Source organism: Halomonas sabkhae (assembly GCF_030409265.1).
Classification (GTDB): domain Bacteria; phylum Pseudomonadota; class Gammaproteobacteria; order Pseudomonadales; family Halomonadaceae; genus Halomonas; species Halomonas halmophila.
Genome location: NZ_JAUFPM010000010.1, coordinates 1 through 24277, shown reverse-complemented (window position 1 = coordinate 24277; position 24277 = coordinate 1). Strand labels below are relative to the sequence as shown.

The window sequence follows — 24277 nt, the reverse complement described above, 5'->3', positions numbered from 1 at the left end:
CGGACCTCCCGGGAGGCGCTGTAAATACTTCCCTGTACGCTACCGATTCCTTACTTGGAATCGGACCTCCCGAGCGGCCCGTCCCCGGCGCTCCTCACCATCATGCCTGGTGTAAACTGACCTAGAATAGCGCCAGCTGGCGTTTTACCGGTCCGAAGGAGCGCCGATGCTCGGGCAGTGGTCCGAAACGCTCCAGGGCAGACAGATGCTCGCGGGTCGGATAGCCCTTGTGGCGAGCGAAGCCATAGTCGGGATGCCGGGCATCGAGCTCGAGCATGGCGGCATCGCGGGCCACCTTGGCGAGTATCGAGGCGGCGGCAATGGCCGGATGACGGGCGTCGCCCTTGACCACGGCCTGCCCCGGCACATGATGCCCGGGCAGACGATTACCGTCCACCAGCAGATATTCGGCGGCCGGGCTCAGGGCATCGATGGCACGGCGCATGGCCAGGTGAGTGGCATGGTAGATGTTCAGGCCGTCGATTTCCTCGGCCGAGGCCTCGGCCACCGTCCATGCCAGCGCCTGCTCGCGGACCCGGGCCGACAGGGCCTCCCGCCGCCGGGCGGTCAGCTGCTTGGAGTCGGTCAGGCCGTCGATGGGGCACGCCGGGTCGAGGATGACCGCCGCCGCCACCACGGAACCGGCCAGCGGCCCTCGCCCGACTTCATCGACGCCGGCCAGCCGGTCTCCCTGATAGTCGATCTCCAGCGGCGGCAGTGCAGGCTCGCTCATGACGACCCTCCCTCGCCATGGGGGGCGTCGAGCCGCGCCGGAGAGACCGAAGCGGGCAATGCCCGTCCCTCGACCAGCGCCTCGACGGCATCACTGGCGCGTCGGCTGGCATCGCGACACAGGGCCTGGTGCATGGCGGCGAAGCGCGCCTCCAGCGCCGCCCGCGCCTCGCCGTCATCGAGCAGCCCGGTCAGGGTCCCGGCGATGGCCTCGGCATTCGCGGCGTCCTGGATCAGTTCCGGCACCAGGCTGTCACGCGCAATCAGGTTGGGCAGAGAGATCCACTCGGTCTTGACCAGATATCGGGCCAGAAAGTGGGTCATCGGCGCCATGCGATAGGCCACCAGCATGGCGCGATGACAGAGCATGGCCTCCAGCGCCGCCGTCCCCGAGGTGAGCAGCACCAGATCACTGGCCACCATGGCCTCGCGAGAACAGCCGTCGACCAGGGTCACCCGCCCGTGCAGGCTGTCGCGCTCGGCCAGCAGGGCCTCCAGCTCCTCGCGTCGCTGCGGGGTCGCGGCGGGAATCACCAGGGTCAGGTCGGCACGTTCGGCACACAGGCGCTCGGCCGCGTCCAGGAAGGTCGCCCCGAGAAAGCGTACTTCACTGGCGCGGGAGCCGGGCAGAATCGCCAGCAGCTTGCCTTCCGCCGCCAGGCCCAGCGTCTCGCGTGCCGCCGCTCGATCATTGACCAGCGGCAGTTCATCCGCCAGCGGATGCCCGACATAGGCCACCGGCACCCGGTGGTGGACATAGAAGGCCGCCTCGAAGGGCAGAAAGGTCAGCATGGCATCCACGGCTCGGGCGATGCCCTTGACCCGCCCCTGGCGCCAGGCCCAGACGGAGGGGCTGACATAGTGGGCGGTGGTTACACCGGCCTCCCGCAGCTGACGCTCGAGCCCCAGATTGAAGTCCGGCGCATCGATGCCGATCATGATGTCCGGCTGCCAGGCCAGGGCATCGCGGCGCAGGGCGCGCCGCACGCGAATCAGGCGCGGCAGGTGCTGGAGCACCTCGACCAGCCCCATGACCGACAGCGTCTCCAGCGGAAAGCGGCTGTCGACGCCCTCGGCGATCATGCGCGGACCACCGATGCCGCGGAATTCCGCCCCGGGGTGGCGTGCCTTGAGCTCGCGGATCAATCCGGCACCGAGAATGTCGCCGGAGAGTTCGCCGGCGACCACATAGATGCGTTGGATGCCCATGGCATACCTCGCTCAGCGAATGATGCCCCGGGACGATACCTCGATGGAGGCCGCGAAGGTCTCGGTCTCCGGCAGGGAATAGCGCTCGCGGATCGTGGCCAGCGCCTGCTCGACGGTCAACCCCTGGCGATACACCAGGCGGTAGGCATCGCCCAGCGCCTTGAGCGAGGAGTTGCTGAAACCGCGGCGGCGCATGCCCACCAGGTTGAGGCCATGCACCTGGGCGGGATTGCCGTTGATCATGACATAGGCCGGCGTGTCCTTGGTGATGATCGAGCCGCCGCCGGCCATGGCATGCTCACCGAAGTGGCAGAACTGATGCACCGCCGAGAGCCCCCCGAGGATCGAGAAGTCGCCCAGGGTCACGTGTCCCGCCAGGGTCACCTGGTTGGCCAGGATGCAGTCATCGCCGATCACGCAGTCGTGGCCGACATGGGCATAGGCCATGAACAGATTGCGCGAGCCGATGGTGGTTTCGCCCCGATCCTGAGCGGTACCGCGATGCAGGGTGACCCCCTCGCGCACGACGTTGTCGTCGCCCATGACCAGGCGTGTCGGCTCACCGGCGTATTTCTTGTCCTGGCAGTCCTCGCCCACCGAGGCGAACTGAAAGACTCGGGTGCGTTCGCCGAGAACCGTCGGCCCCTTGACCACCACATGGGGACCGATGCGTGAGCCGGCGCCGATCTCGACATCCGGGCCGATCACCGAGAAGGGACCGACCTCGACGTCATCGGCCAGGCGAGCTCCGGGGTCGACAATGGCGTTGGGATGAATCAAGCAACTTTCCTCTCGGCACAGATGATCTCGGCCTCGCAGGCCACATCGCCGTCCACGCTGGCCTTGCAGTCAAACTTCCAGATGCCCCGCTTGCCGCGAATCACCACGGCTTCCAGGCGAAGTTGATCGCCGGGCATCACCGGACGCTTGAAGCGGACATTGTCACTGCCCACCAGATAGTAGACATATCCATCCGCCGGAAGTTTATTGACGGTCTTGAAACCCAGGATACCGCATGCCTGCGCCAGGGCTTCGATGACCAGCACGCCGGGCATGATGGGGTGATGCGGGAAGTGACCATTGAAGAACGGCTCGTTGACGCTCACATTCTTGTAGGCAACGATGGATTCGCCGACCGTCAGCTCCATGACCCTGTCGACCAGCAGGAAGGGATACCGGTGGGGCAGGTATTCGCGAATGTCGTTGATGTCCATTTCCATCGTAGCAACCTCTGAGATGACAAAAGCCCGCCCCACGCGACGGGCACATCCACCGATCCGACAGCGGTGGGCGGGCCGGAATTATACCGACCCGCAGCAAGGCCTCAAGAACCCCGCCCGGCTTTTTCGAGACGACTCAAACGACGCGCGATATCGTCGAGCTGCTTGAAGCGCACGGCATTGCGTCGCCACTGGGCGTTGTCCATGGCGCCCGTCCCCGAGGAATAGATGCCCGGTTCGAGAATCGAGTTGGTCACCAGGCTCATGCCGGTGACCTGGACCCCATCACAGATCGTCAGATGTCCGGAAAGCCCGACGCCGCCTCCCAGCATGCAGTGCCTGCCGACCCGCGTCGAGCCGGCAATACCGACACAGCCGGCCAGCGCGCTGTGTTCGCCGATCTGTACGTTGTGGGCGATCTGCACCTGACTGTCGATCTTGACGTCATTGCCGATCAGAGTGTCGCCCAGTGCTCCCCGGTCGATGCTGGAGCAGCTGCCGACCTCGACATCATCGCCCAGCACGACCCCTCCCAGTTGGGCGATCTTGTGCCAGCCGCTGCCGTCATGGGCAAAGCCGAAACCATCCCCGCCGATCACGCAACCGCTGTGCAGCACGGCACGGTCACCGATGATGATGCCGTGATAGAGGGTCACATTGGCATGCAACCGGCTGTGGGCCCCGACCCGGGTATCGGCACCAATCACGCAGCCGGCGCCGACGACGACGCCATCGCCCAGGGTCACGCCGGACTCGATGACCGCCTGCGGGCCGATGCTGACGCCTGCCCCCAGCCGGACATCAGCGGCGACCACGGCCGACGGATGCACACCGGCCGGATCGCGGTTGGCCAGCGGATCGAAGAGGCGCGACAGCTCGGCATACCCCAGGTAGGGGTTTTCCAGGGTCAGGCAGGGCGTGGGACAACTCGCGGCATGGCTGGGATGCAGAAGCACCGCCGCGGCGCGGGTATCAACCAGGTCCTTGAGGTAGGCGCGGTTGGCGAGGAAGGTGATATGCTCGGGGCCGGCATCACGCAGGGTGGCCAGGCCACTCACTCGCTGCGCGCCATCGCCCCGGAGCTCGGCTCCAAGGCGCGTGGCGATCTCGGTGAGTGTCAGAGAGTGGGCATCTTGATTCATGGAGTTCCGGGACTGGTCGACGGGGCTCGGTCAATTGAGCGAATTGAGAATCGAGGTCACCTCACCGGTCAGGTTGGGGAGATCACCTTCAGCATGCACCACGCCCTGTGGTGCCACCAGGACCTGAACATCGTGACGCTCGATCACCTGCTGCACGGCCTGGTCCAGTTTCGGTTTGGCATCTTCCAGAAACGCTTGTTCCGCCTGCTGGCGTGCCTCGAGGATGTCACGGCGCAGCTGCTCGAAACGCTGCCGCTTGGTCTGGAACTCCTGTTGCTCGGCCTGGGTGGGCTGACCGCCCTCCTGGAAACGCTGCTGCATGGCCTGCAGGGACTGGCCCAGGGACTCCGCCTCCTGCTGCTTGGCATGGGTGCTGTTGCGGAACTGGTTCATGGAGCGCTGCGCGGCACTGGTGTCCAGCAATGCCTTCTGCCAGTCGAGTACCGCCACATCGGCCGCCTGGGCGGGCAGGCTGACCGCCCCCATCAAGCCCAGCATCAGGGCCATCGTCCACTTGCGCATCAAGACAACTCCTTTGTCATGTGACGGGGTCAGAAGCTCTGACCCAGCGAGAATTGGAAGAACTGGGTGTCGTCGTTACTCTTGTCATTGATCGGCCGCGCCACGCTGAAGGTCAGGGGGCCGACCGGTGTCAGCCACGACAGGCCGACGCCGGCGCTGTAGCGCAGATCGCCCAGGTCGACCCCGGAGCTGCACCGCGCGCGCTCTTGGTCCTGCTCGAGTACCGGATAGCACTCGGTCAGGAAGGTATTGCCCGCATCGATGAACACCGAGGGCTGCACCGAACGCTTGTCCTCGACAAAGGGCATGGGAAAGATCACTTCCGCCGAGCCCTCGACCAGGACGTTGCCGCCGAGCGTGCGGTCTTCCCCGAATTCGCGCGGCGTCGTGGGCGTTCCCAGGGTGTTGGTGGTGAAACCGCGCACCGAGCCCAGACCACCCGAGAGGAAGTTCTCGTAGAACGGATAGGGGTCATCGCCGCCCAGGGTATCGGCATACCCCACCTCGCCGCGGAACTTGAGCGACCAGGTCTCTTCCTCATTGAGCGGGAAGAAGTGGCGGGCCTGGGCCCGGGCCTTGTAGTACTCCGCGTCGCTGCCGGGCGCCGAGGCCTCGAGCGACAGGCGCTGATAATTGCCTGCCGTGGGCATGATGCCCCGGTTGAGCTCGTTGCGCGTCCAGCTGGAGGTCAGCTGCAGGGTCTGGGCATGATCGCCCTGATCGCGCACATAGCGCTCGATCTCGGAAGGCGTGTCGCGATACGTCTTGACCGTGAGGTCCTCGGCGGTGGCGCCGAAGTTGAGTCGCGTCAGCTCGTTGATCGGATAGCCGAAGTTGATGCCGGCACCCAGCGCGTCCGTCGAGTAGGTCGAGATGTCCGAATCTTCATAGTCGGTCTCGCGATAGTACAGGTTGTAACCCCGCGAGATGCCGTCCAGGGTCCAGTATGGATCGGTGAAACCGAAGTTGACATCGGTGTAGGTATCGCTCTTCTGGGCGCCGATATTGACGCGATTGCCGGTGCCCAGGAAGTTGTTCTGCGACAGCGAGGCGCCATAGATCACGCCGGCACTCTGCGAGAAGCCGAGACTGGCGGAAATCGAGCCGGAAGGCTGCTCCTCGACGGTATAGGTCACGTCGAGCTGGTCACTGACACCGGACACCGGCTCGGTCTGCACCTCGACCTGCTTGAAGAAGCCCAGGCGCTCGAGGCGCTGGCGCGACTGACTGATCGACTCGGTGGAGGCCGGCGCCCCTTCCATCTGGGTCATCTCGCGGCGCAGGACCTCGTCCTGGGTCGTGGTGTTACCGACGAACTCGATGCGACGCACATAGGCGCGACGGCCCGGCTCGACCTGGAAGGTCAGATCCACCGTTTCGCCATCGCGGCCGGTCTGCGGAATGCCGTTGACCTCGGCGAAGGCGAAGCCCTCGGCCCCCAGGCGCGAGCGGATGGCCTCGGAAGAGGCAATGACGTCACTGCGCGAGAAGACCTCGCCACTCTGCGTCTCGAGCAAACCGCGAGCCTCATCCTCGGAGATGCGCAGGTCACCGTCGAAGCTGATGTCGCCGAGCTTGTAGCGTTGGCCCTCGGTGACATTGATGGTCACGAAGATCCGCGACTCCTCTGGCGCCACCGACACCTGAGTGGAGTCGATGGCGAAATTCACATAGCCGCGATCCATGTAGTAGGAGCGCAGCCGCTCCAGATCGCCGGACAGCGCCTCGCGCGAGTAGGAATCGTTGGTGAACCAGCCGAAGAACCAGCCGGGGCGATCCTCGAGCTCGAAGACATCCTTCAGGGTCTCGTCATCGAAGGCTTCATTGCCGACGATATTGATCTGGCGGATCTTGGTGACTTCGCCCTCATCGATATTGATGTTGACCGCGACCTGACCGGCGCCGACCTGTTCGACCTCGGCATCGATGGTGGCGTTGTAACGCCCCTGGGACTGATACAGGCCGGAGAGCTCGCGCTGGATCTCTTCCAGAGTGGAAAGCTGCAGCACCTGCCCCTCGACCAGGCCGGCCTGGCTGAGGCCATTGCGCAGATCCTGGTCCTTGATCTGCTCGTTGCCCTCGATATTGAGACGAGTGATGGTCGGGCGCTCTTCCACCTGGATGATCAGAACGTCGCCCTCGCGGGCCAGCTGGATGTCGTCGAACAGCCCGGTGGCAAACAGCTCGCGCGCTGCCTCCGCCAGTTCTCGATCATCCACCTGTTCCTGAGCACTGACAGGAAAAGCATTGAACACCGAGGCGGCCGAGACCCGCTGCAGGCCTTCCACCCGGATGTCGGAAACATTGAAGGATTCAGCCTGTGCCGTATTGGCACCGGCAAGCAGCAGCGCCGCCATTCCGATGGTCTTGATCTTCATGCAGTCATTCGCTCGCGTTGATCTGCCTACCTGTCCAGACAGGCACCTTATACATTTGTACGGGCAACTGACAAGCCGCAGCGCGGTTTTACCAGAGCCGCATCAGGTCGAAATACAGCGCCATCAACATCAGGGTTCCGACCACAGCCAGACCGATGCGCAGGCCAAAAGCCTGAGCACGCTCGGATACCGGCCGTCCCCGCACCACTTCGACGACGTAATAGAGAAGATGCCCACCATCGAGTACCGGGATGGGCAAAAGATTGAGCACCCCCAGGCTGATCGACAGGTAGGCCAGGAAGCTGACGAAGCTTTCCAGCCCGGAACGCGCTGAGTCACCGGCAATCTGTGCAATGGTGATCGGGCCGGACAGATTCGAGGGCGAAATCAAGCCCACCAGCATCTTGCGAATCGCATCCAGGGTCAGCAGGGTCATGTCGCCGGTGCGCTGGGCCGCCTGCCCCAGAGCCGCCAGCGGGCCATAACGAATCTCGCGCAGATACTCCTCGGGCCAGGACACCGACGCCACTCCGGCGCCGATGAAGCCGACGCTGCTGCCATCGGCCTGCTCGCGGGCTCGCGGCGTGACGGCGAGGCTCCGGGTCTCGCCATTGCGCTCGACCTCGAGCTCCAGGGTCTCCCCGGGACGTGCCTGCACCCGCTCGACGAAGACATTCCACGAATCGACGGCCTGCCCGTCCACTGTCAGCACCCGGTCACCATTCTGCAGCCCGGCAGCCGCCGCGGGCTCACCCTCGGCGAGACGGTCGATCACCGGCGGCACCGACGGCCGCCACGGACTGACCCCCAGCGTCTGCAGGGGGCGCGGCGGATCCTGGCGGACCATGAAATCGGTCACCGGCAGCCGGTATTCCCGGGCCACACTGCTGCCGTCATCACGGGCCGACACTTCGAGCCCCCCATCGGCCCCGATGCGCGACACCAGCTCCAGGTTGACGTCTTCCCAGGAACGCACCGTCTTGCCTTCGATGGCGGTGATTTCCTGGCCGCTGCGCAAGCCGCCCTGGGCGGCGGGCGAGTCGGGCGTCACCTCGCCGACCACGGGAGCCACGGCCGTGGTGCCGGCCACGAAGAGCGCCCAGTAGGCGACCAGCGCCAGCAGGAAGTTGGCCACCGGTCCGGCGGCCACGATGGCAATACGCTGCCAGACCGTCTTGTGATTGAAGGCCAGATGCTGCTCGTCGGCCGGCACCGGCCCTTCCCGCTCGTCGAGCATCTTGACGTAGCCACCCAGCGGAATCGCCGCCACGGCAAACTCGGTTCCATGGCGATCGAGACGCGACCAGAGAGGCTTGCCGAAGCCGACCGAGAAGCGCAGCACCTTGACGCCACAGCGGCGCGCGACCCAGAAATGGCCGAACTCATGGAAGGTGATCAACAGGCCCAGGACCACGATCACCGCCAGCACATTCTGGATCAATCCCATGGCAGCCTCCTGAGTGAATGATTCGACCTGTTCAAGACTCACCAAGCCATTGCCTGGCGTCGCGTCGCGCTCGTTCATCGGCGGCCAGAATGCCCTCGAGCTCGGCCGCCGTCTCGACCGGGCAGCTGGTGAGGACACGCTCGACCAGCTCGCCGATGCCGTTGAAGCTCAGTCGGCCATCGAGAAACGCCTCGACGGCGACTTCGTTGGCGGCATTGAGCACCGCCGGTGCCGTTCCCCCGCTGGCGATGGCCTCGCGGGCCAGCCGCAGACAGGGGAAGGCCGTATCATCCGGCGGCTCGAAGTCGAACCGCGCCACCGCGAACAGATCCAGCGCTTCGACCCCCGAGGCGATCCGCTCGGGCCAGGCCAGGCCATGGGCGATCGGCGTGCGCATGTCGGGATTGCCGAGCTGCGCGATCACCGAGCCATCATTGTAGGCCGCCATGGAGTGGATCACGCTCTGGGGGTGCACGACCACCTGAATTTGGTCGGGCCGCGCATCGAACAACCAGCAGGCCTCGATCAACTCGAGCCCCTTGTTCATCAGGGTGGCACTGTCCACCGAAATCTTGCGCCCCATCGACCAGTTGGGATGGGCGCAGGCCTGCTCGGGGGTCACCGCCGCCAGCCGCTCGGCACTCCAGCCCCGGAAGGGGCCGCCCGAGGCGGTCAGCAGCAGCTGGGTCACGCCATGCTGCTCCAGGCCACCACGATGCTCGCTGGGTAGACACTGGAAGATGGCATTATGTTCAGAATCGATGGGCAGCAGGGTCGCCCCGGAGCGGGTCACGGCCTCCATGAAGAGCCCGCCGGACATCACCAGGGCTTCCTTGTTGGCCAGCAGCACGCGCTTGCCGGCCTCCACGGCGGCCAGGGTCGGAAGCAGCCCGGCGGCGCCCACGATGGCCGCCATGACCACATCGACCTCCGGCGCCTCGGCGATCTCGACCAGGGCCTCGCGCCCCGTGCGCACCTCGGTATCCAGCCCGGCCTCGGCCAGGCGGGCACGCAGCCAGCGCGCATCTTCCTCGAGCTCGAGTACCGCCAGGCGCGGCCGATGCTCGCGACATTGGGCCAGCAGCCCCTCGCGCGAGCGGTGCGCCGACAGGGCATGCACGCGATAGCGCTCGGGGTGGCGGGCGATCACATCCAGGGTACTGGTACCGATCGAGCCGGTAGCGCCGAGCACCGTGACGGCCACCGGCGCATCGCCTCCGGCCGGGGCGGCCGTCTCGAGCCGGGTAGTGGCGGACGCGGCCTGGGCCTCCATGCTTACCACCCCCCTGGGTACAGCAGGGCAAACAACGGCACGGCGGCCGTCAGGCTGTCGATGCGATCGAGAATGCCACCATGTCCCGGCAGCAACTGACTGGAATCCTTGAGGCCCCGGAAGCGCTTGAGCATGCTTTCCAACAGGTCGCCCAGCACGGACGCCAGGGTGACGATGACGGTCACCGCCAGCAGGCCGAAGGCGGCGCCGAGGCTCAACGACTGCCAGATGGCAAAGGCGACAGCCAGCAGCGAGCTGACCAGCACACCACCTGCCACGCCTTCCCAGGACTTGCCCGGACTGACACTCGGCGCAAGCTTGCGGCGCCCGAAGGCCCGCCCCACGAAATAGGCACCGATATCCGCGCCCCAGACCAGCAACAGCACGAAGAGCAGCCAGGCCGCGCCGGCCTCGCGCAGCACGTTGAAGCCGACCCAGGTCGGCACCAGCACCCAGGCCCCCATGGCGAGGCGCACCCAGAGCGGCCGCCATTGCGCGACCCGCTCGGGATAAGCGGTGACCCAGTAGAGATTGGCCAGCCAGCCGAGACCGCCGAACAGCAGCAACCAGGTGGCCCGGTCGGCATCCAGCCATCCCAGCACCAGCAGGACCACGCCGAGGCCGAGCACGCAGCCGCCTCGCTGCCGGGTGCTGTCCAAACCGGCCAGGCGGCTCCACTCCCAGCCCGCCAGCAGCACCACCAGAGCCGTGAACACGGCAAAGGCCGTACCCTGCAGGCCGAACAGCCCGGCCAGGGTCAAGGGCGCCAGCCAGGCGGCGGTGATGACACGTTGTTTAAGCACCTTGCGCCTCGGCCTGCTCGTCGGTCATGCCGAACCGGCGCTGCCGACCGGCGAAATCCGCCAGGGCGTCATCGAACGCCTCGGCACCGAAATCCGGCCACAATACCGGGGTGAAATAGAGTTCCGCGTAGGCCATCTGCCAGAGCAGGAAGTTGGAGATGCGGCGTTCGCCGCTGGTGCGAATGCACAGGTCCACCGGGGGTTCATGACCCAGGCAGAGCTCGTCCTCCATGGCCTGCTCATCGACATTTTCCGCTGCGAGCTCGCCGACCGCCACGCGCTGAGCGAGGCACCGGGCCGCACGCGTGATATCCCAGCGCCCACCGTAATTGGCCGCCACTACCAGATGAAGCCCACTATTGTCCGCGGTCAGCGCCTCCGCCGAGGCAATGTGCTTCTGGATGGTCGACGAGAACCCCTCCCGGGCACCGATCACCGACAGCTTGATGTCATTGTCGTGAAGCTTCCTGACCTCACGCTTCAATGCCATCAGGAAGAGTTCCATCAACGCCTGGACCTCGGCCGCCGGCCGGCGCCAGTTTTCGCTGGAGAAGGCAAACAGCGTCAGGGTACCGACACCCCGCTCGGCGGCGCGCCGGATGACCGCGCGCACCGCTTCGACCCCCGCATGATGACCACGCACGCCGGACATCCCGTGCGATTTGGCCCAGCGGTTGTTGCCGTCCATGATGATGGCGACATGGCGAGGAATGGAGGCATCCCCGGGTTGCGGGGACTGGAGGGACTGCGGTGACGTCATGGTGTCTCGCATGGCGAATGGAACACGGGCTGGGCGAGTCGACGGCGCCATCCTGAACGCCGCCGGATTCTCAGACCTGCATCAGGTCGTGTTCCTTGCTTTCCAGCGCCTTGTCGATCTCGCTGACGATCTTGTCGGTCAGCTTCTGGATGTCGTCCTCGCCCTGACGCTCATCGTCTTCGGTGATGTCCTTGCTCTTGAGCAGCGCCTTGATCTCGTGATTGGCATCACGACGCACATTGCGCACGGCGACGCGGGTATTCTCGGCTTCCTGGCGCGCCTGCTTGATGTAGCCCTTGCGCGTTTCCTCGGTCAGCATCGGCATCGGCACGCGAATCACGTTGCCGGCGCTGGCGGGGTTGAGGCCCAGTTCCGCGGTCATGATGGCCTTTTCCACCTTGGGCACCATGCTCTGTTCCCAGGGCACCACTGTCAGGGTCCGGGCGTCCTCGACATTCACCGAGGCCACCTGGTTGATGGGCATCTGAGCACCATAGTACTCCACCATCACCGCATCCAGGATACTCGGGTGAGCTCGGCCGGTGCGGATCTTCTTGAAGTTGTTCTGAAGAGACTCGAAGCTCTTCTGCATGCGGGTTTCCGCATCTTTCTTGATGTCGTCAATCACGATTTCACCCTCTGTCAATCAGCGTGCCTTCCCGACCGCCTACCACCAGATTCAGCAGCGCACCGGGCTTGTTCATGTTGAACACGCGAACCGGCATGTCATGGTCCCGCACCAGGCAGATAGCGGTCAAATCCATGACGCCGAGCTTCTGATCCAGCGCATCATCGTAGCTCAACTGCTCGTACTTGACGGCATCCGGGTCATTTACCGGGTCCTTGTCGTAGACCCCATCCACCTTGGTGGCCTTGACCACCACATCGGCATCGATCTCGATGCCACGCAGGCAGGCCGCGGAGTCGGTGGTGAAGAAGGGATTGCCGGTTCCCGCCGAGAAGAGCACCACGTCGCCGGAGGTCAGGTAGCGGATCGCCGTGCGACGGTCATAGTGTTCGACCACCCCGCTCATGGGAATCGCCGACATCACGCGTGAGCGGATATTGGAACGTTCCAGGGCATCGCGCATGGCCAGGGCATTCATGACCGTGGCCAGCATGCCCATGTGATCGCCGGTCACGCGCTCCATGCCGGCCTCGTGAAGAGCGGAGCCGCGGAACAGATTGCCACCACCGACCACGATACCGACCTGCACGCCGATGCCGACCAGCTGGCCGATCTCCAGCGCCATGCGATCCAGCACCTGCGGATCGATACCGAAATCGGCATCGCCGGTCAGGGCCTCACCGGACAACTTGAGCAGGATACGCTTGTACTTGGAGACAGCGGCGCGGGACTTGTCGGTCTTGGTGGCAGAGGTTTGCTCGGCACTGCTCATGCGTGGATCTCCCGGAACTCGTCGAATGGACGTGGTGGCCGGATCAACCGACCGGATACGCGAAGGCGTGCGTCAGTGCGCACGCCAACGTCATGCTGGAACCTCAGACCTCAGCTGCGCTTGGCCTGTTCCATCACTTCCTGGGCAAAATCGACTTCTTCCTTCTCGATGCCCTCGCCGACCTCGAAGCGGGTAAAGCCGAGGACCTCACCACCAGCCGCCTTGACGTATTCCGCCACGGTCTGGTTCGGGTCCTTGACGAAGGCCTGTTCGACCAGGCTGTTCTCGGCCAGATACTTCTTGAGGCGGCCCTGGACCATCTTCTCGGCGATCTGCTCGGGCTTGCCGGCCATGTCCGGCTGCGCCATGATGATCGCCTTTTCCGCATCCAGCTTGTCCTGCGGCATGTTCTCGGGCAGTGCCACGGCCGGGTTGAGCGCGGCGGCATGCATGGCCACGTCGCGGGCGGCTTCGGCGGTACCACCGTTGAGCACCGTCAGCACGCCGATGCGGCTGCTGTGCACATAGGCGCCGACCAGGCTGCCGCCCTGGTTGGCGGCCTCGACGACCACGCAACGACGCACGCTGATGTTCTCGCCGATCTTCTGCACCAGCAGTTGGCGATCGCCTTCGAGATCGCCTTCCGTGATGGCCGCCACGTCTTCGCTCTTGGCGGTGAAGAAGGCATCGGCGACCTTGTCGGCAAAGGCGACGAAGTTGTCGTCACGTGCCACGAAGTCGGTTTCGGAGTTGATCTCGACCATCACGCCGTAGCTGCCGTCTTCCGCCACGCGGGTGATGATGGCGCCTTCGGCGGCGGTGCGGCCGGCCTTCTTGGCGGCCTTGAGACCGGAGTTCTTGCGCAGGTTTTCGATGGCGGTTTCGATGTCGCCACCGGCTTCCGTGAGTGCCTTCTTGCACTCCATCATGCCGAGCCCTGTACGCTCGCGCAGTTCCTTGACCTGAGAGGCGCTGATAGCTGCCATGGTAGTGTCCTCTGAATGGTTCGACCTGGAAGATGGGGGCCGGGCGGGCCCGGCGACTCCCGTTCACGTCCCGGGGCGCAAGCAAGGGGGCCGCAGCCCCCTTGCGCCGTCACGGTGACGGATCGCCGACAAGCGGCGCGATATTCACGACCCTGCCGGGGTCACGCTCACTCGGCAGCGGCGGCGTCGCCAGCGCTTTCCTCGGTGACCTCGACGAACTCGTCGGGACGACCTTCCTTCGCACGGGCGCAGGCACTGGCGATGGCCTGGACGTAGATCTGAATGGCGCGGATGGAGTCATCGTTGCCCGGGATCACGTAGTCGACGCCGTCCGGATCGGAGTTGGTATCCACCACGCCGATGACCGGAATGCCCAGCTTGTTCGCCTCGTTGATGGCGATCCGCTCGTGGTCGACATCGACGACGAACAGCGCATCGGGCAGACCGCCCATGTCCTTGATACCACCGATGGAGCGCTCGAGCTTGTCCTGCTCGCGAGTCGCCATCAGCACTTCCTTCTTGGTCAGCTTCTCGAAAGTGCCGTCCTCGTGCATGGTCTCGAGTTCGCGCAGGCGCTTGATCGACTGACGAATCGTCTTGAAGTTGGTCAGCATGCCGCCCAACCAGCGATGGTTGACGAACGACTGGCCGACGCGGTTGGCTTCTTCCTTGACGATCTTGCTGGCGCTGCGCTTGGTGCCCACGAACAGAATCTTGTTGTTCGCGGCCGCCATCTTCTCGACCACATCGATCGCCTCGTTCAGGGCCGGAAGCGTATGTTCGAGGTTGATGATGTGAATCTTGTTACGTGCGCCGAAGATGTACTTGCCCATCTTCGGGTTCCAGTAACGGGTCTGGTGACCGAAGTGAGCGCCTGCCTTCAGCAGGTCACGCATATTGACGTGTGCCATGGATGACTCCTGAAAAATCGGGTTAGGCCTCCACGCACCCCATGGATCCGACCGTCGGTCGCGCCGACAGCACCCGGGACCATGTGCCGGTACGTGTGTGTTTTCAAGGCGTTGAGCATGAATTTACGCTTGCCCACCGACGGAATTGTTCGACACCTTGGGGACGAACGGGATCGGCGATTGCAGGAAAGCGCGCAGCTTTATACCATGGATTGACTCCGAGATGAAGTCGCCCGACGCCTCCGCTTCAGGATGGTGCCTCGTCGGCGGCCACGCCACCCCTGAATTCGAGCTGCCATGAACGTCCCCATCAAGACACCCGACGAAATCGAAAAGATGCGCGAAGCCGGCCGCCAGGCCGCCAGCGTGCTGGAAATGATCACCCCCCACGTCAAGGCCGGCGTCAGCACCGGCGAGCTGGATCAGCGCTGCTACGATCATATCGTCAAGGAACTGGGCTCCACCCCTGCCCCGCTGAATTACCACGGCTTCCCCAAGTCGATCTGCACCTCGATCAATCATGTGGTCTGCCACGGCATCCCGGACAACGCCAAGAAGCTCAAGAACGGCGACATCATGAACATCGACATCACGGTCAAGACCGCGGATGGCTATCATGGTGACTCCAGCATGATGTTCATCGTCGGTCAGACCATCCAGGGCGAGCGCCTGTGCCGCGTCACCCAGGAATGCCTGTACCAGAGCATCCAGGCGGTGCGCCCGGGCGCCCGGCTTTCCGACCTGGCTCGCCCCATTCAGCAACACGCCGAGGCCAACGGCTATACCGTGGTGCGCGACTTCTGCGGCCACGGCATCGGCGCCGGCTTCCATGAGGAGCCGCAGATCCTGCACTACGATGGCTACTCGCCCGAGGCCGACATCAGCCTGGCGGAAGGCATGTGCTTCACCATCGAACCGATGATCAATATCGGCGACCATCGCACCCGGGTGCTGCGCGATGGCTGGACCGCCGTGACCAAGGACAAGGGACTGACCGCCCAGTGGGAGCACACCCTGCTGGTGACCGCAACGGGCGTGGAGGTACTGACGGCTCGCAGCGACGAAGACCTCTCCTTCCTCGAACGCTGAGCCGGCTCATCATGCTGCTCCATCATTACCGTTTCGAGCCCGACGAGACGCTGTTCGACATCGACAAGTTTCATGCCGAACTCAGCGGCAGTCGCTCGCCCATCGCGCCGTTCAAGGCCGCGCTGGGCGAGATCCAGACACGGCTCGACGAACGCTTCCGCGCCGGCGCCGATATCCGTGACCTGGTGCACGGCCGGGCGCGCTGCCTCGACCGCCTGCTGGCCATCGCCTGGGAGCAGCATGACTGGCCCGACGACGGCATTGCCCTGCTCGCCGTCGGCGGCTACGGGCGCGGCGAGCTGCATCCCCACTCGGACATCGACCTGCTGCTGTTACTCGAGCAGGACGATGACTCGGCCTACCGCGAGGCCCTGTCGGCCTTCATCACCTTCCTCTGGGACATCGGCCTGGAGATCGGCCACAGCGTGCGTTCGCTCAACGACTGCTCGCACGAGGCGGCGGCCGATGTCACGGTGATCACCAACCTGATCGAGTCGCGCACCCTGGCCGGCCCCGAGCGCCTGCGCGAGGCCATGCAGGCGCGCCTGTCACCGCAGCAGCTGTGGCCTGCCGACCACTTCTTCGAGGCCAAGCGGCAAGAGCAGATCAGCCGTCACTACCGTTTCAACAACAGCGAGTACCACCTGGAGCCCAACATCAAGAGCTCCCCGGGCGGGCTGCGCGATATCCAGATGATCGGCTGGGTCGCCAAGCGTCACTTCGCCACCCAGCGCTACGAGGACCTGGTTGCCCACGGCTTCATGAACGACGCCGAGCTGCACATCCTCAGCCAGGGCCAGGCCTTTCTGTGGCAGGTGCGCTATGCCCTGCACATGCTCACCGGGCGCGCCGAGGACCGCCTGCTGTTCGACCACCAGCGGACCATCGCCACCATGTTCGGCTATCACGACACCCCCGAACGCCTGGCCGTCGAACAGTTCATGAAGCGCTACTACCGACACGTCACGGCCCTGGGCGGCCTCAACGACATGCTGCTGCAGCACTTCGACGAAGCCATCCTGCACCGCGGCACCGCCGTCGCCACCCGGCCGCTCAACGAACGCTTCGAGATCAAGGGCGACTACATCCAGGCACGCTCGCGCAGCCTCTTTCAGGAACACCCCTCGGCGCTGCTCGAACTCTTCCTGCTGATGGCCGAACACCCCGAGATCGAGGGCGTACGCGCCGACACCATCCGCCTGATCCGCGACCATCGCCACCTGATCGATGATCGCTACCGCGCCGACCCGCATCATCAGCGCCTGTTCATGGCACTGCTGCGCTCGGGCGGCAATGTGGCCCGCCAGCTGCGGCGCATGAACCGCTATGGCGTACTCGGCAAGTACCTGCCGGTGTTCGGCAAGGCGGTCGGGCTGATGCAGCACGACCTCTTCCATATCTATACCGTCGATGCCCACACCCTGCGGCTTCTCAAGTGCATCCACGGCTTCCGCAAGGCCAGCGCCCGCGAGAGCTTCCCGGTGGCGGTCGAGCTCGTCAGACAGCTGCCGCGCCTCGACCTGCTGTGGATCGCCGGGCTCTTCCACGACATCGGCAAGGGACGCGGCGGCGACCATTCACTGATCGGCGCCGCCGACGTCGAGGCCTTCGCCCGCGAGCATGACCTGCCCGAACGCGATACCCGCCTGGTCAGCTGGCTGGTCGAACACCACCTGCTGATGTCCATGGTGGCGCAGAAACGGGACATCGCCGATCCCGAGGTGATCAGCGAGTTCGCCCGGGAAGTCGGCGACGAGACACGCCTCGACTACCTCTATGTGCTGACCGTGGCCGATATCAACGCCACCAACCCGACGCTGTGGAACGGCTGGCGGGCCACCCTGCTGCGCCAGCTGCATGGCGAGACCCGACGCGCCCTGCGCCGCGGGCTGGAAAACCCCTTGGAGCGCAACGACTCGATTCGCGAGACCCGCGACGAGGCCCACTCCCTGCTGGCCACGGTGGGCACCGACATGAAGCGCGTCGACCGCCTCTGGGCATCGCTCGGCGAGGATTACTTCCTGCAGTACGCGCCCAGCGAGATCGCCTGGCAGACCCAGGGCATCCTCGGGCATGACGGCAGTGAGCTGCCACTCATCCTGCTCAGTGCGCCGACGGCCGACATGGCCGAGGGCGGCACCAAGGTCTTCATTCATACCCGTTCGGTGGATGACCTGTTCGCCGCCACTTCCGCGGCCATGGAGCAGCTCGGCCTGTCGATCCACGACGCGCGCATCGCCACCTCCAGCAACAACTGGACGCTCAACACCTTCATCGTCCTCGATGACCATGGCGACGCCATCCGCGATAGCGGACGACTCGAGGAAATCCGCCGCCACCTGGTCGAGGAGCTTGACGACCCCGACGACTACCCGCAGATCGTCTCACGTCACACCCCTCGGCAGCTCAAGCACTTCCGGGTCGCCACCGAGGTCGAGATCCGCCAGGACCCGGCCAATGACCGCACCCTGCTCGAGCTCACGGCACCGGACCGCCCCGGCCTGCTGGCCCGGGTCGGCCGCATCTTCATGGAGCAGGACATTGCCCTGTCGGCCGCCAAGATCGCCACCCTGGGCGAGCGGGTCGAGGACGTCTTCTTCATCACCGACAAGGCCGGTCACCCGATCAGGGACGCCGAACGCCTGCGACGTCTCCGTGAGCGACTCATCGAGACCCTGGATGTCAGTGGCTGAGCGGCGCGTTTGAGGCCCCTGCGGGCCTTCCCTATAATCGGCGTCCTGCCTGCAACAACAACACGACGCCGACCCCGGCCGGACTGGACACTCATGAACCCTGATCTCGACGCGCTCCAACCCTATCCGTTCGAGCGACTCGCGGCCCTCAAGGCGGACCTCACGCCCCCCGAGTCGCTGGCCCATATCCCGCTGACCATCGGCGAGCCTCGCCATGCGCCCTATGCCGGCGCCCTGGAGGCACTGAACGAAACCTCCCGGGAAATGGCGCGCTATCCGGCCATTGCCGGGCTGCCCGAACTGCGTCAGGCCATCGCCGACTGGGCCGTGCGCCGCTTCGCGCTTGACGGCCTGGATGTCGAGCGCCAGGTGCTGCCGGTCAACGGCACCCGCGAGGCCATCTTCGCCTTCGTCCAGTGCGCCCTGGACCGCACCCGCCCCGCCGGAGTGGCGGTCCCCAACCCCTTCTATCAGATCTACGAGGGCGCCACCCTGCTGGCCGGCGGCAGCACCCTGACCCTGGATTGCCGTGCCGACAACGACTTCCGCCCCGACCTGGAAGCGATTTCCGCCGACGCCTGGCGCGACGTGCAGATCGTCTTTGTCTGCTCACCGGGCAACCCCACCGGCGCCGTCACTCCCCTGGAAGATCTCGAGCGGCTGATCCGGCTGGCCGACGAAAACGACTTCATCGTGGCCGCCGACGAATGCTACTCGGAGCTCTACCTGGACGAGAACACGCCGCCGCCCGGGTTGTTGCAGGCCTGCGCGCGGCTGGGCCGGCATGACTATCGGCGCTGCCTGGTCTTTCATTCGCTGTCCAAGCGCTCCAACCTGCCGGGCCTGCGTTCCGGCTTCGTGGCGGGCGACGCCGAGCTGATCGGCGCCTTCCGCCGCTATCGCACCTATCACGGCTGCGCCATGTCGCTGCCGCTGCAGCACGCCTCCATCGCCGCCTGGCGCGACGAGGACCATGTCCGCGCCAACCGCGACGCCTATCGCGACAAGTTCGCCGCGGTCACCGAGATTCTGGCCCCGGTGATGGACTTCCCCGTCCCACAGGCCAGCTTCTACCTGTGGCCCGCCGTGCCGAGTGGCGATGACGAAGCCTTCGCCCGCGACCTCTATCGCCGCGAAAACGTCAGCGTGCTGCCCGGCAGCTACATGGGCCGCCCGGGTTCCCGGGGCGACAACCCCGGCGCCGGCCGGGTACGGCTGGCACTGGTCGATGACCTGGCGGCCACCCGGGAAGCCGCGCAGCGCATGCGTCGCCTCATCGAAGCCACCGTCAGCCGGGAGACCAAACCATGATGACGCTGATGCTGATTCACAACTGCGATACCTGCCGTCGCGCCCGCAAGGAACTGGAAAGCAAGGGCATCCCCTTCCAGACCCATGACCTGCGCAAGGACGGTCTGTCCGCCGCCCTGCTCGAGCACATCCTCGAGCATGTGCCGGTCATGACACTGCTCAACAAGCGCAGCACCACCTGGCGCCAGCTGGATGACGCCGACAAGGCCGACCTCGACTCCAACCAGGCTCGCGAGCTGATGCTGGCTCACCCGACCCTGGTCAAGCGCCCGCTGCTGGACACCGGAGATACCGTCATCGTCGGCTTCAAGGACGGCGACTACGACACTTTATGAGGCGCCCCGCGCCCCCTGAACTCAAGAGGATTCACTCATGCTCAGCTTCGCACTCGGCATCGGCACCCAGAACACCCAGGGTGACTGGCTCGAAGTCTACTACCCGGCCCCCCTGCTGAATCCCGATCATAGCCTGATCGACGCAGCCGCCGGGGCACTGGACGCGCCTGCCGGCACTGCTGCCGTCAGCTTCCTGCCGGAACACTGCAGCGCACTCGCCGAGGCCCTCCGGTCCGCCGGCCAGGAAGCCCAGGCCGAACTGGCCGATGCCCTGTCGGCCAGCCAGCGCCCGCTGGTCGCGACCTTCATCGACCAGGATGCCCCGCCCCAGAGCGCCCCCGAGGTCTACCTCAAGCTGCACCTGCTGTCGCATCGCCTGGTCAAGCCGCACGGTACCGACCTGACCGGCATGTTCGGCCTGCTGCGCAACATCGCCTGGACCAACGAGGGCGCCATCGATGTCGAGGAGCTGCCGTCGCGCCGCCTCAGGGCCCGCCTGGAAGGCCGCCAGCTGTCGGTGGACTGTGTCGACAAGTTCCCCAAGATGACCGACTACGTGGTGCCGGCCGGCGTGCGCATCGGCGACACCGCCCGCGTGCGCCTGGGCGCCTACCTGGGCGAAGGCAGCACCGTGATGCATGAGGGCTTCGTCAACTTCAATGCCGGTGCCGAAGGCCCCGGCATGATCGAAGGACGCATCTCGGCCGGCGTGGTGATCGGCAAGGGCTCGGACCTCGGCGGCGGCTGCTCGACCATGGGCACCCTCTCCGGCGGCGGCAACATCATCATCAAGGTCGGCGAAGGCTGCCTGATCGGCGCCAATGCCGGCATCGGCATCCCGCTGGGCGATCGCTGCACCGTGGAGGCCGGGCTCTACATCACGGCCGGCGCCAAGGTCACCCTGCTCGATGACGAAGGCCAGGAAGTGCGTCGCGTGGCAGCCCGCGAGCTGGCCGGCCAGGACGACCTGCTGCTGCGCCGCAACTCGCTGAACGGCCGCATCGAGTGCCTGACCAACAAGAGCGCCATCGCCCTCAACGAAGCCCTACACGCCCACAACTGAGTCGTGTCCGGGCGCCGCGGCGCCCGGGACGACCCGCCGGAAGCCCGAATGTCCTCATCCGAGACTACTCCCAGCCTGTCCCCCACCCTCGAGCTCGCCATGGAGCTCATGCAACGCCCCTCGGTCACCCCCGACGACCAGGGCTGCCAGGCGTTGATGATCGAGCGCCTGTCGCGACTCGGCTTCGATATCGAGCCGCTGCCCTTCGGCGATGTCGAGAACTTCTGGGCCGTGCATGGCCATCACGGCCCGGTGCTGGCCTTCGCCGGCCATACCGATGTGGTTCCCAGCGGCCCAGAGGCCCACTGGGAGTATCCGCCCTTCGAACCCCGCATCGATGACCAGGGCATGCTCTGCGGACGCGGCGCGGCCGACATGAAGGGCAGCCTGGCCGCCATGCTGACCGCCGTGGAGCGCTTCGTCACCGCGCACCCCGACCACCCGGGGCGCATCGCCTTTCTGATCACCTCCGACGAGGAAGGGCCGGCCGTGGACGGCACGCGCGCCGTCGTCGAGCACCTGCGCGAAGCCCATGAGCGGCTCGACTACTGCATCGTCGGCGAACCCTCGTCGACGCACCATCTCGGCGACACCATCAAGAACGGCCGTCGCGGCTCACTGGGCGGCGTGCTGCATGTGCATGGCATTCAGGGGCATGTGGCCTACCCGCATCTGGCCCGCAACCCCATTCACCAGATCGCCCCGGCACTCGACGCCCTGGTCCGCGAGCACTGGGACGCCGGCAACGACTTCTTCCCCGCGACCAGCTTCCAGGTCTCCAACCTGCGCGCCGGCACCGGGGCCACCAACGTGATTCCCGGTGAAGTGCAGGCCACCTTCAATTTCCGCTACTCCACGCAGGTCACCCACCAGGCCCTGCGTGAACGCACCGAGGCCATCCTCGCCGCACACGGGCTGGATTTTCACGTCGACTGGACGCTGAACGGTGAGCCCTTCCTGACCGCCGAAGGCGAGCTGGTGGACGCCACCCTGGCCAGCGTCGAGGACGTCATGTCGCGTCGCCCCACGCTCTCCACCTCCGGCGGCACCTCGGACGGCCGCTTTATCGCCAGTCTCGGCAGCCAGGTTGTCGAACTGGGACCGCGCAATGACACCATCCACAAGGTCGACGAGCGCATCCGCGCCGCCGACCTGGATGACCTGAGTCGTATCTACGAAGCCGTGCTCGAGCGGCTGTTCACTCACGATGCCCAGCAGGCCTGAGTCGGAGACTGTCATGCAAGCGTATCCCGATATCGAGATATACCTCGCCCACCTCGACCTCGAGCGCCTCAATGCCTGGCTGGCGGAGGCCCTCGACACCCCGCCGCTGGCCAACGCCGGCAAGAACCGCTGGCGCGCCACCGCTCAGCGTGACGGCCATGACATCAACATCCTGGTGATCGCCAAGGCCGCCGACGGCTTCGCCAGTCTGTGGTTCGACAGCGCCCACACTCCCTGGACGACGGACAGCGACTGCGCCCACGAAGCCGCCAGGCAACTCGGCTGCGAGGTAAGATGTTCGCTGGGCGGCTGGCAACCCGGCGACGAACCGGACCAGTTCCTGCAGGTCATGCCCGACGCTCAGGAAAAGACCATCGAATGGCCGGATTCGGGGCAGTAAGGAAGAAGGAAGAAGGAAGAAGGAAGAAGGAAGAAGGAAGAAGGAAGAAGGAAGAAGGAAGAAGGAAGAAGGAAGAAGGAAGAAGGAAGAAGGAAGAAGGAAGAAGGAAGAAGGAAGAAGGACGGCAGCATGAGCCCCAATGGCATGGGGTCAAGGTTTTTCTTCCCGCTTAAAGCTTACGGCTTATAGCTCCGGGCGAAGCCCAGGAGGGTTTTCTTCCTTCTTCAAGCGGCGCTAGCCGCGTTCTTGCCTCTTCAAGGCGCGAAGCGCCGTTCTTCCAGCTTCAAGCTTCCAGCTCCGGGCTTCGCCCGGCCGGGTGGCCGGGCGAGCCGTCTTCAGGTAATAACCGTCACGTCATCGGCCTGCAGCCCGCGCTCATTGCGCGAGACCTGATACTTCACCTTCTGGCCCTCGGCCAGGGTGCGGTGGCCACGCCCGCGGATGGCGCGGAAATGGACGAACACGTCCTCGCCGCTGTCGCGGGTAATGAAACCGTACCCCTTGTTGACGTTGAACCACTTGACCTCACCGATCTCGCGGTCATCATCCTCGACCTCGGCCAGGTTGACCAGTTGGGGCGTCAGGGCATTGACGGCGAGCGTGGCGAGCAGCAACAGCACGAACACGGCCAGCGCCGCGGCCAGGTAGACGACCCCGACACCGCTCAATTCGAGGCTCGCCAGGATCTCCTGCGATACGGCTCCACCGGCGATATGCACGAACAGGGCCACCAGCAGGGGGGCAGGTGCGGCCAGCAATAAACTGATAAGACTACAACGCAAAACGACCTTTCGATTCATAAACTCTGGATGCTCTCTTCTGATAATGAGAAAGGTAAGAACACGAAATGGCTTGATAAACGGCCGGACGTCGCAAAGCCTCGGCAGCCGGCATCACGGGCCGGCACCAGGGCAGTGTCAACGCACGGGCTCTCAAGCAGTGTTTCCAACACGCGGTCACGAGGCACATTACGGCTGAATCGCCGCCCTCGCACCGAGACCGATGCCACCCAAGCAGCATGGCCATCAGCACGGAGATTCTATCATGCATGACGATGACACGCCTTCCGCCATCGAGACCCGCCTGACCGCCCTGGAAAGCCGCTACGCCTACCAGGAAGACTGGCTCGACAGCCTGGACCAGGCCATCGCCGCCCAGGAAAAACGGTTGGCGCAACTGGAACGCATGAATCAATTGATGCAGGGCAAACTGCGCGAACAGCAACGCGCCCTGCAGGAAAGCGACAACGCCACCCCCGGCCCCGACGACGAACGGCCGCCGCATTACTAAAAGAAGGAAGAAGGAAGAAGGAAGAAGGAAGAAGGAAGAAGGAAGAAGGAAGAAGTGGTGTGACCCCGAAAAAGTAGACACCTTGTCTC

25 protein-coding genes are annotated in these 24277 nt (G+C 65.1%); 9 read left to right on the top strand and 16 right to left on the bottom strand.

Translation table 11 applies throughout. The annotated features are described in order from the left end of the window. Positions 1–121: 121 nt before the first annotated feature. The 15 genes from rnhB to rpsB form a co-directional block, all read right to left on the bottom strand. Positions 122–733 carry a ribonuclease HII gene (rnhB, locus tag QWY79_RS07945; protein ID WP_290271600.1) on the bottom strand — a complete coding sequence of 204 codons (612 nt, stop codon included), beginning with the start codon at positions 731–733 and terminating at the stop codon, positions 122–124. Further along, a complete protein-coding gene (gene lpxB / locus QWY79_RS07940) occupies positions 730–1941 on the bottom strand; it encodes a lipid-A-disaccharide synthase (RefSeq protein ID WP_290271599.1) in 1212 nt (403 codons plus the stop codon). The genes rnhB and lpxB overlap by 4 nt, the downstream gene beginning before the upstream one ends. Positions 1942–1953: 12 nt before the next feature. Further along, a complete protein-coding gene (gene lpxA / locus QWY79_RS07935; RefSeq protein ID WP_141317065.1) occupies positions 1954–2721 on the bottom strand; it encodes an acyl-ACP--UDP-N-acetylglucosamine O-acyltransferase in 768 nt (255 codons plus the stop codon). Next, the gene (gene fabZ / locus QWY79_RS07930; RefSeq protein WP_141317064.1) at positions 2718–3161 is read right to left on the bottom strand and encodes a 3-hydroxyacyl-ACP dehydratase FabZ; all 444 of its coding nucleotides are present in this window, start codon (positions 3159–3161) and stop codon (positions 2718–2720) included. The genes lpxA and fabZ overlap by 4 nt, the downstream gene beginning before the upstream one ends. 104 nt (positions 3162–3265) lie before the next feature. Further along, the gene (gene lpxD, locus QWY79_RS07925; protein WP_290271598.1) at positions 3266–4303 is read right to left on the bottom strand and encodes a UDP-3-O-(3-hydroxymyristoyl)glucosamine N-acyltransferase; all 1038 of its coding nucleotides are present in this window, start codon (positions 4301–4303) and stop codon (positions 3266–3268) included. A 30-nt stretch (positions 4304–4333) separates the two neighbouring features. Next, a complete protein-coding gene (locus QWY79_RS07920) occupies positions 4334–4825 on the bottom strand; it encodes an OmpH/Skp family outer membrane protein (RefSeq protein ID WP_290271597.1) in 492 nt (163 codons plus the stop codon). A gap of 29 nt (positions 4826–4854) precedes the next feature. Next, positions 4855–7203, bottom strand: a complete 2349-nt coding sequence (gene bamA / locus QWY79_RS07915) for an outer membrane protein assembly factor BamA (protein ID WP_435389774.1) — start codon at positions 7201–7203, stop codon at positions 4855–4857. A gap of 88 nt (positions 7204–7291) precedes the next feature. After that, the gene (rseP, locus tag QWY79_RS07910) at positions 7292–8650 is read right to left on the bottom strand and encodes a sigma E protease regulator RseP (protein WP_290271596.1); all 1359 of its coding nucleotides are present in this window, start codon (positions 8648–8650) and stop codon (positions 7292–7294) included. A 31-nt stretch (positions 8651–8681) separates the two neighbouring features. Beyond that, positions 8682–9923 carry a 1-deoxy-D-xylulose-5-phosphate reductoisomerase gene (gene ispC / locus QWY79_RS07905; RefSeq protein ID WP_290271595.1) on the bottom strand — a complete coding sequence of 414 codons (1242 nt, stop codon included), beginning with the start codon at positions 9921–9923 and terminating at the stop codon, positions 8682–8684. Positions 9924–9925: 2 nt separating this feature from the next. Continuing rightward, entirely contained in the window at positions 9926–10726 is an 801-nt protein-coding gene (locus QWY79_RS07900; RefSeq protein ID WP_290271594.1) for a phosphatidate cytidylyltransferase, read from the bottom strand. Continuing rightward, positions 10719–11486, bottom strand: coding sequence for a polyprenyl diphosphate synthase (gene uppS, locus QWY79_RS07895; RefSeq protein WP_290271593.1), 768 nt, complete (start codon positions 11484–11486; stop codon positions 10719–10721). The genes QWY79_RS07900 and uppS overlap by 8 nt, the downstream gene beginning before the upstream one ends. 70 nt (positions 11487–11556) lie before the next feature. Continuing rightward, a complete protein-coding gene (gene frr / locus QWY79_RS07890) occupies positions 11557–12114 on the bottom strand; it encodes a ribosome recycling factor (RefSeq protein WP_290271592.1) in 558 nt (185 codons plus the stop codon). A 4-nt stretch (positions 12115–12118) separates the two neighbouring features. Beyond that, the gene (pyrH, locus tag QWY79_RS07885) at positions 12119–12886 is read right to left on the bottom strand and encodes a UMP kinase (RefSeq protein WP_290271591.1); all 768 of its coding nucleotides are present in this window, start codon (positions 12884–12886) and stop codon (positions 12119–12121) included. 110 nt (positions 12887–12996) lie between these two features. Then, the gene (gene tsf / locus QWY79_RS07880) at positions 12997–13872 is read right to left on the bottom strand and encodes a translation elongation factor Ts (RefSeq protein WP_290271590.1); all 876 of its coding nucleotides are present in this window, start codon (positions 13870–13872) and stop codon (positions 12997–12999) included. A 167-nt stretch (positions 13873–14039) separates the two neighbouring features. Beyond that, positions 14040–14783, bottom strand: a complete 744-nt coding sequence (rpsB, locus tag QWY79_RS07875; protein ID WP_290271589.1) for a 30S ribosomal protein S2 — start codon at positions 14781–14783, stop codon at positions 14040–14042. A gap of 297 nt (positions 14784–15080) precedes the next feature. Here rpsB and map point away from each other — a divergent pair, with 297 nt between their 5' ends. The 8 genes from map (at position 15081) to QWY79_RS07835 (ending at position 23071) form a co-directional block, all read left to right on the top strand. After that, positions 15081–15872: a type I methionyl aminopeptidase gene (gene map / locus QWY79_RS07870; protein ID WP_290271588.1), complete on the top strand. Its 792-nt coding sequence runs from the start codon at positions 15081–15083 to the stop codon at positions 15870–15872. Positions 15873–15883: 11 nt separating this feature from the next. Further along, positions 15884–18565 (top strand): [protein-PII] uridylyltransferase, encoded by a 2682-nt coding sequence (locus QWY79_RS07865; protein WP_290271587.1) that lies wholly within the window; start codon positions 15884–15886, stop codon positions 18563–18565. A 93-nt stretch (positions 18566–18658) separates the two neighbouring features. Continuing rightward, a complete protein-coding gene (dapC, locus tag QWY79_RS07860; protein WP_290271586.1) occupies positions 18659–19876 on the top strand; it encodes a succinyldiaminopimelate transaminase in 1218 nt (405 codons plus the stop codon). Then, the gene (locus tag QWY79_RS07855) at positions 19873–20211 is read left to right on the top strand and encodes a Spx/MgsR family RNA polymerase-binding regulatory protein (protein WP_141317050.1); all 339 of its coding nucleotides are present in this window, start codon (positions 19873–19875) and stop codon (positions 20209–20211) included. Before dapC ends, QWY79_RS07855 begins: the two co-directional genes overlap by 4 nt. 37 nt (positions 20212–20248) lie before the next feature. Further along, entirely contained in the window at positions 20249–21274 is a 1026-nt protein-coding gene (gene dapD, locus QWY79_RS07850; RefSeq protein WP_290271582.1) for a 2,3,4,5-tetrahydropyridine-2,6-dicarboxylate N-succinyltransferase, read from the top strand. Between the two features lie 48 nt (positions 21275–21322). Next, positions 21323–22498, top strand: coding sequence for a succinyl-diaminopimelate desuccinylase (gene dapE / locus QWY79_RS07845; protein ID WP_290271580.1), 1176 nt, complete (start codon positions 21323–21325; stop codon positions 22496–22498). A gap of 13 nt (positions 22499–22511) precedes the next feature. Beyond that, the gene (locus tag QWY79_RS07840; protein ID WP_290271578.1) at positions 22512–22898 is read left to right on the top strand and encodes a hypothetical protein; all 387 of its coding nucleotides are present in this window, start codon (positions 22512–22514) and stop codon (positions 22896–22898) included. Further along, the gene (locus tag QWY79_RS07835; RefSeq protein WP_290271575.1) at positions 22877–23071 is read left to right on the top strand and encodes a hypothetical protein; all 195 of its coding nucleotides are present in this window, start codon (positions 22877–22879) and stop codon (positions 23069–23071) included. Before QWY79_RS07840 ends, QWY79_RS07835 begins: the two co-directional genes overlap by 22 nt. Before the next feature lie 162 nt (positions 23072–23233). On the opposite strand, the gene QWY79_RS07830 is transcribed toward QWY79_RS07835, so the two are convergent. Continuing rightward, on the bottom strand, positions 23234–23698 hold the full coding sequence (locus tag QWY79_RS07830) for a cold-shock protein (protein WP_281285711.1): 465 nt from the start codon (positions 23696–23698) through the stop codon (positions 23234–23236). A gap of 244 nt (positions 23699–23942) precedes the next feature. Between QWY79_RS07830 and QWY79_RS07825 the strand changes: the two genes are divergently transcribed. Continuing rightward, positions 23943–24188 (top strand): SlyX family protein, encoded by a 246-nt coding sequence (locus tag QWY79_RS07825; RefSeq protein ID WP_290271571.1) that lies wholly within the window; start codon positions 23943–23945, stop codon positions 24186–24188. Positions 24189–24277 lie beyond the last annotated feature (89 nt).

Coding starts and splice junctions, on each gene's coding strand:
- rnhB (WP_290271600.1), bottom strand. CDS start 733: ATGAGCGAGCCTGCACTGCCGCCGCTGGAGATCGACTATCAGGGAGAC.
- dapC (WP_290271586.1), top strand. CDS start 18,659: ATGAACCCTGATCTCGACGCGCTCCAACCCTATCCGTTCGAGCGACTC.
- rseP (WP_290271596.1), bottom strand. CDS start 8,650: ATGGGATTGATCCAGAATGTGCTGGCGGTGATCGTGGTCCTGGGCCTG.
- dapD (WP_290271582.1), top strand. CDS start 20,249: ATGCTCAGCTTCGCACTCGGCATCGGCACCCAGAACACCCAGGGTGAC.
- ispC (WP_290271595.1), bottom strand. CDS start 9,923: ATGGAGGCCCAGGCCGCGTCCGCCACTACCCGGCTCGAGACGGCCGCC.
- map (WP_290271588.1), top strand. CDS start 15,081: ATGAACGTCCCCATCAAGACACCCGACGAAATCGAAAAGATGCGCGAA.
- rpsB (WP_290271589.1), bottom strand. CDS start 14,783: ATGGCACACGTCAATATGCGTGACCTGCTGAAGGCAGGCGCTCACTTC.
- pyrH (WP_290271591.1), bottom strand. CDS start 12,886: ATGAGCAGTGCCGAGCAAACCTCTGCCACCAAGACCGACAAGTCCCGC.
- dapE (WP_290271580.1), top strand. CDS start 21,323: ATGTCCTCATCCGAGACTACTCCCAGCCTGTCCCCCACCCTCGAGCTC.
- QWY79_RS07865 (WP_290271587.1), top strand. CDS start 15,884: ATGCTGCTCCATCATTACCGTTTCGAGCCCGACGAGACGCTGTTCGAC.
- fabZ (WP_141317064.1), bottom strand. CDS start 3,161: ATGGAAATGGACATCAACGACATTCGCGAATACCTGCCCCACCGGTAT.
- bamA (WP_435389774.1), bottom strand. CDS start 7,203: ATGAAGATCAAGACCATCGGAATGGCGGCGCTGCTGCTTGCCGGTGCC.
- QWY79_RS07920 (WP_290271597.1), bottom strand. CDS start 4,825: ATGCGCAAGTGGACGATGGCCCTGATGCTGGGCTTGATGGGGGCGGTC.
- QWY79_RS07835 (WP_290271575.1), top strand. CDS start 22,877: ATGGCCGGATTCGGGGCAGTAAGGAAGAAGGAAGAAGGAAGAAGGAAG.
- uppS (WP_290271593.1), bottom strand. CDS start 11,486: ATGACGTCACCGCAGTCCCTCCAGTCCCCGCAACCCGGGGATGCCTCC.
- QWY79_RS07830 (WP_281285711.1), bottom strand. CDS start 23,698: ATGAATCGAAAGGTCGTTTTGCGTTGTAGTCTTATCAGTTTATTGCTG.
- QWY79_RS07825 (WP_290271571.1), top strand. CDS start 23,943: ATGCATGACGATGACACGCCTTCCGCCATCGAGACCCGCCTGACCGCC.
- lpxB (WP_290271599.1), bottom strand. CDS start 1,941: ATGGGCATCCAACGCATCTATGTGGTCGCCGGCGAACTCTCCGGCGAC.
- tsf (WP_290271590.1), bottom strand. CDS start 13,872: ATGGCAGCTATCAGCGCCTCTCAGGTCAAGGAACTGCGCGAGCGTACA.
- QWY79_RS07840 (WP_290271578.1), top strand. CDS start 22,512: ATGCAAGCGTATCCCGATATCGAGATATACCTCGCCCACCTCGACCTC.
- QWY79_RS07855 (WP_141317050.1), top strand. CDS start 19,873: ATGATGACGCTGATGCTGATTCACAACTGCGATACCTGCCGTCGCGCC.
- lpxD (WP_290271598.1), bottom strand. CDS start 4,303: ATGAATCAAGATGCCCACTCTCTGACACTCACCGAGATCGCCACGCGC.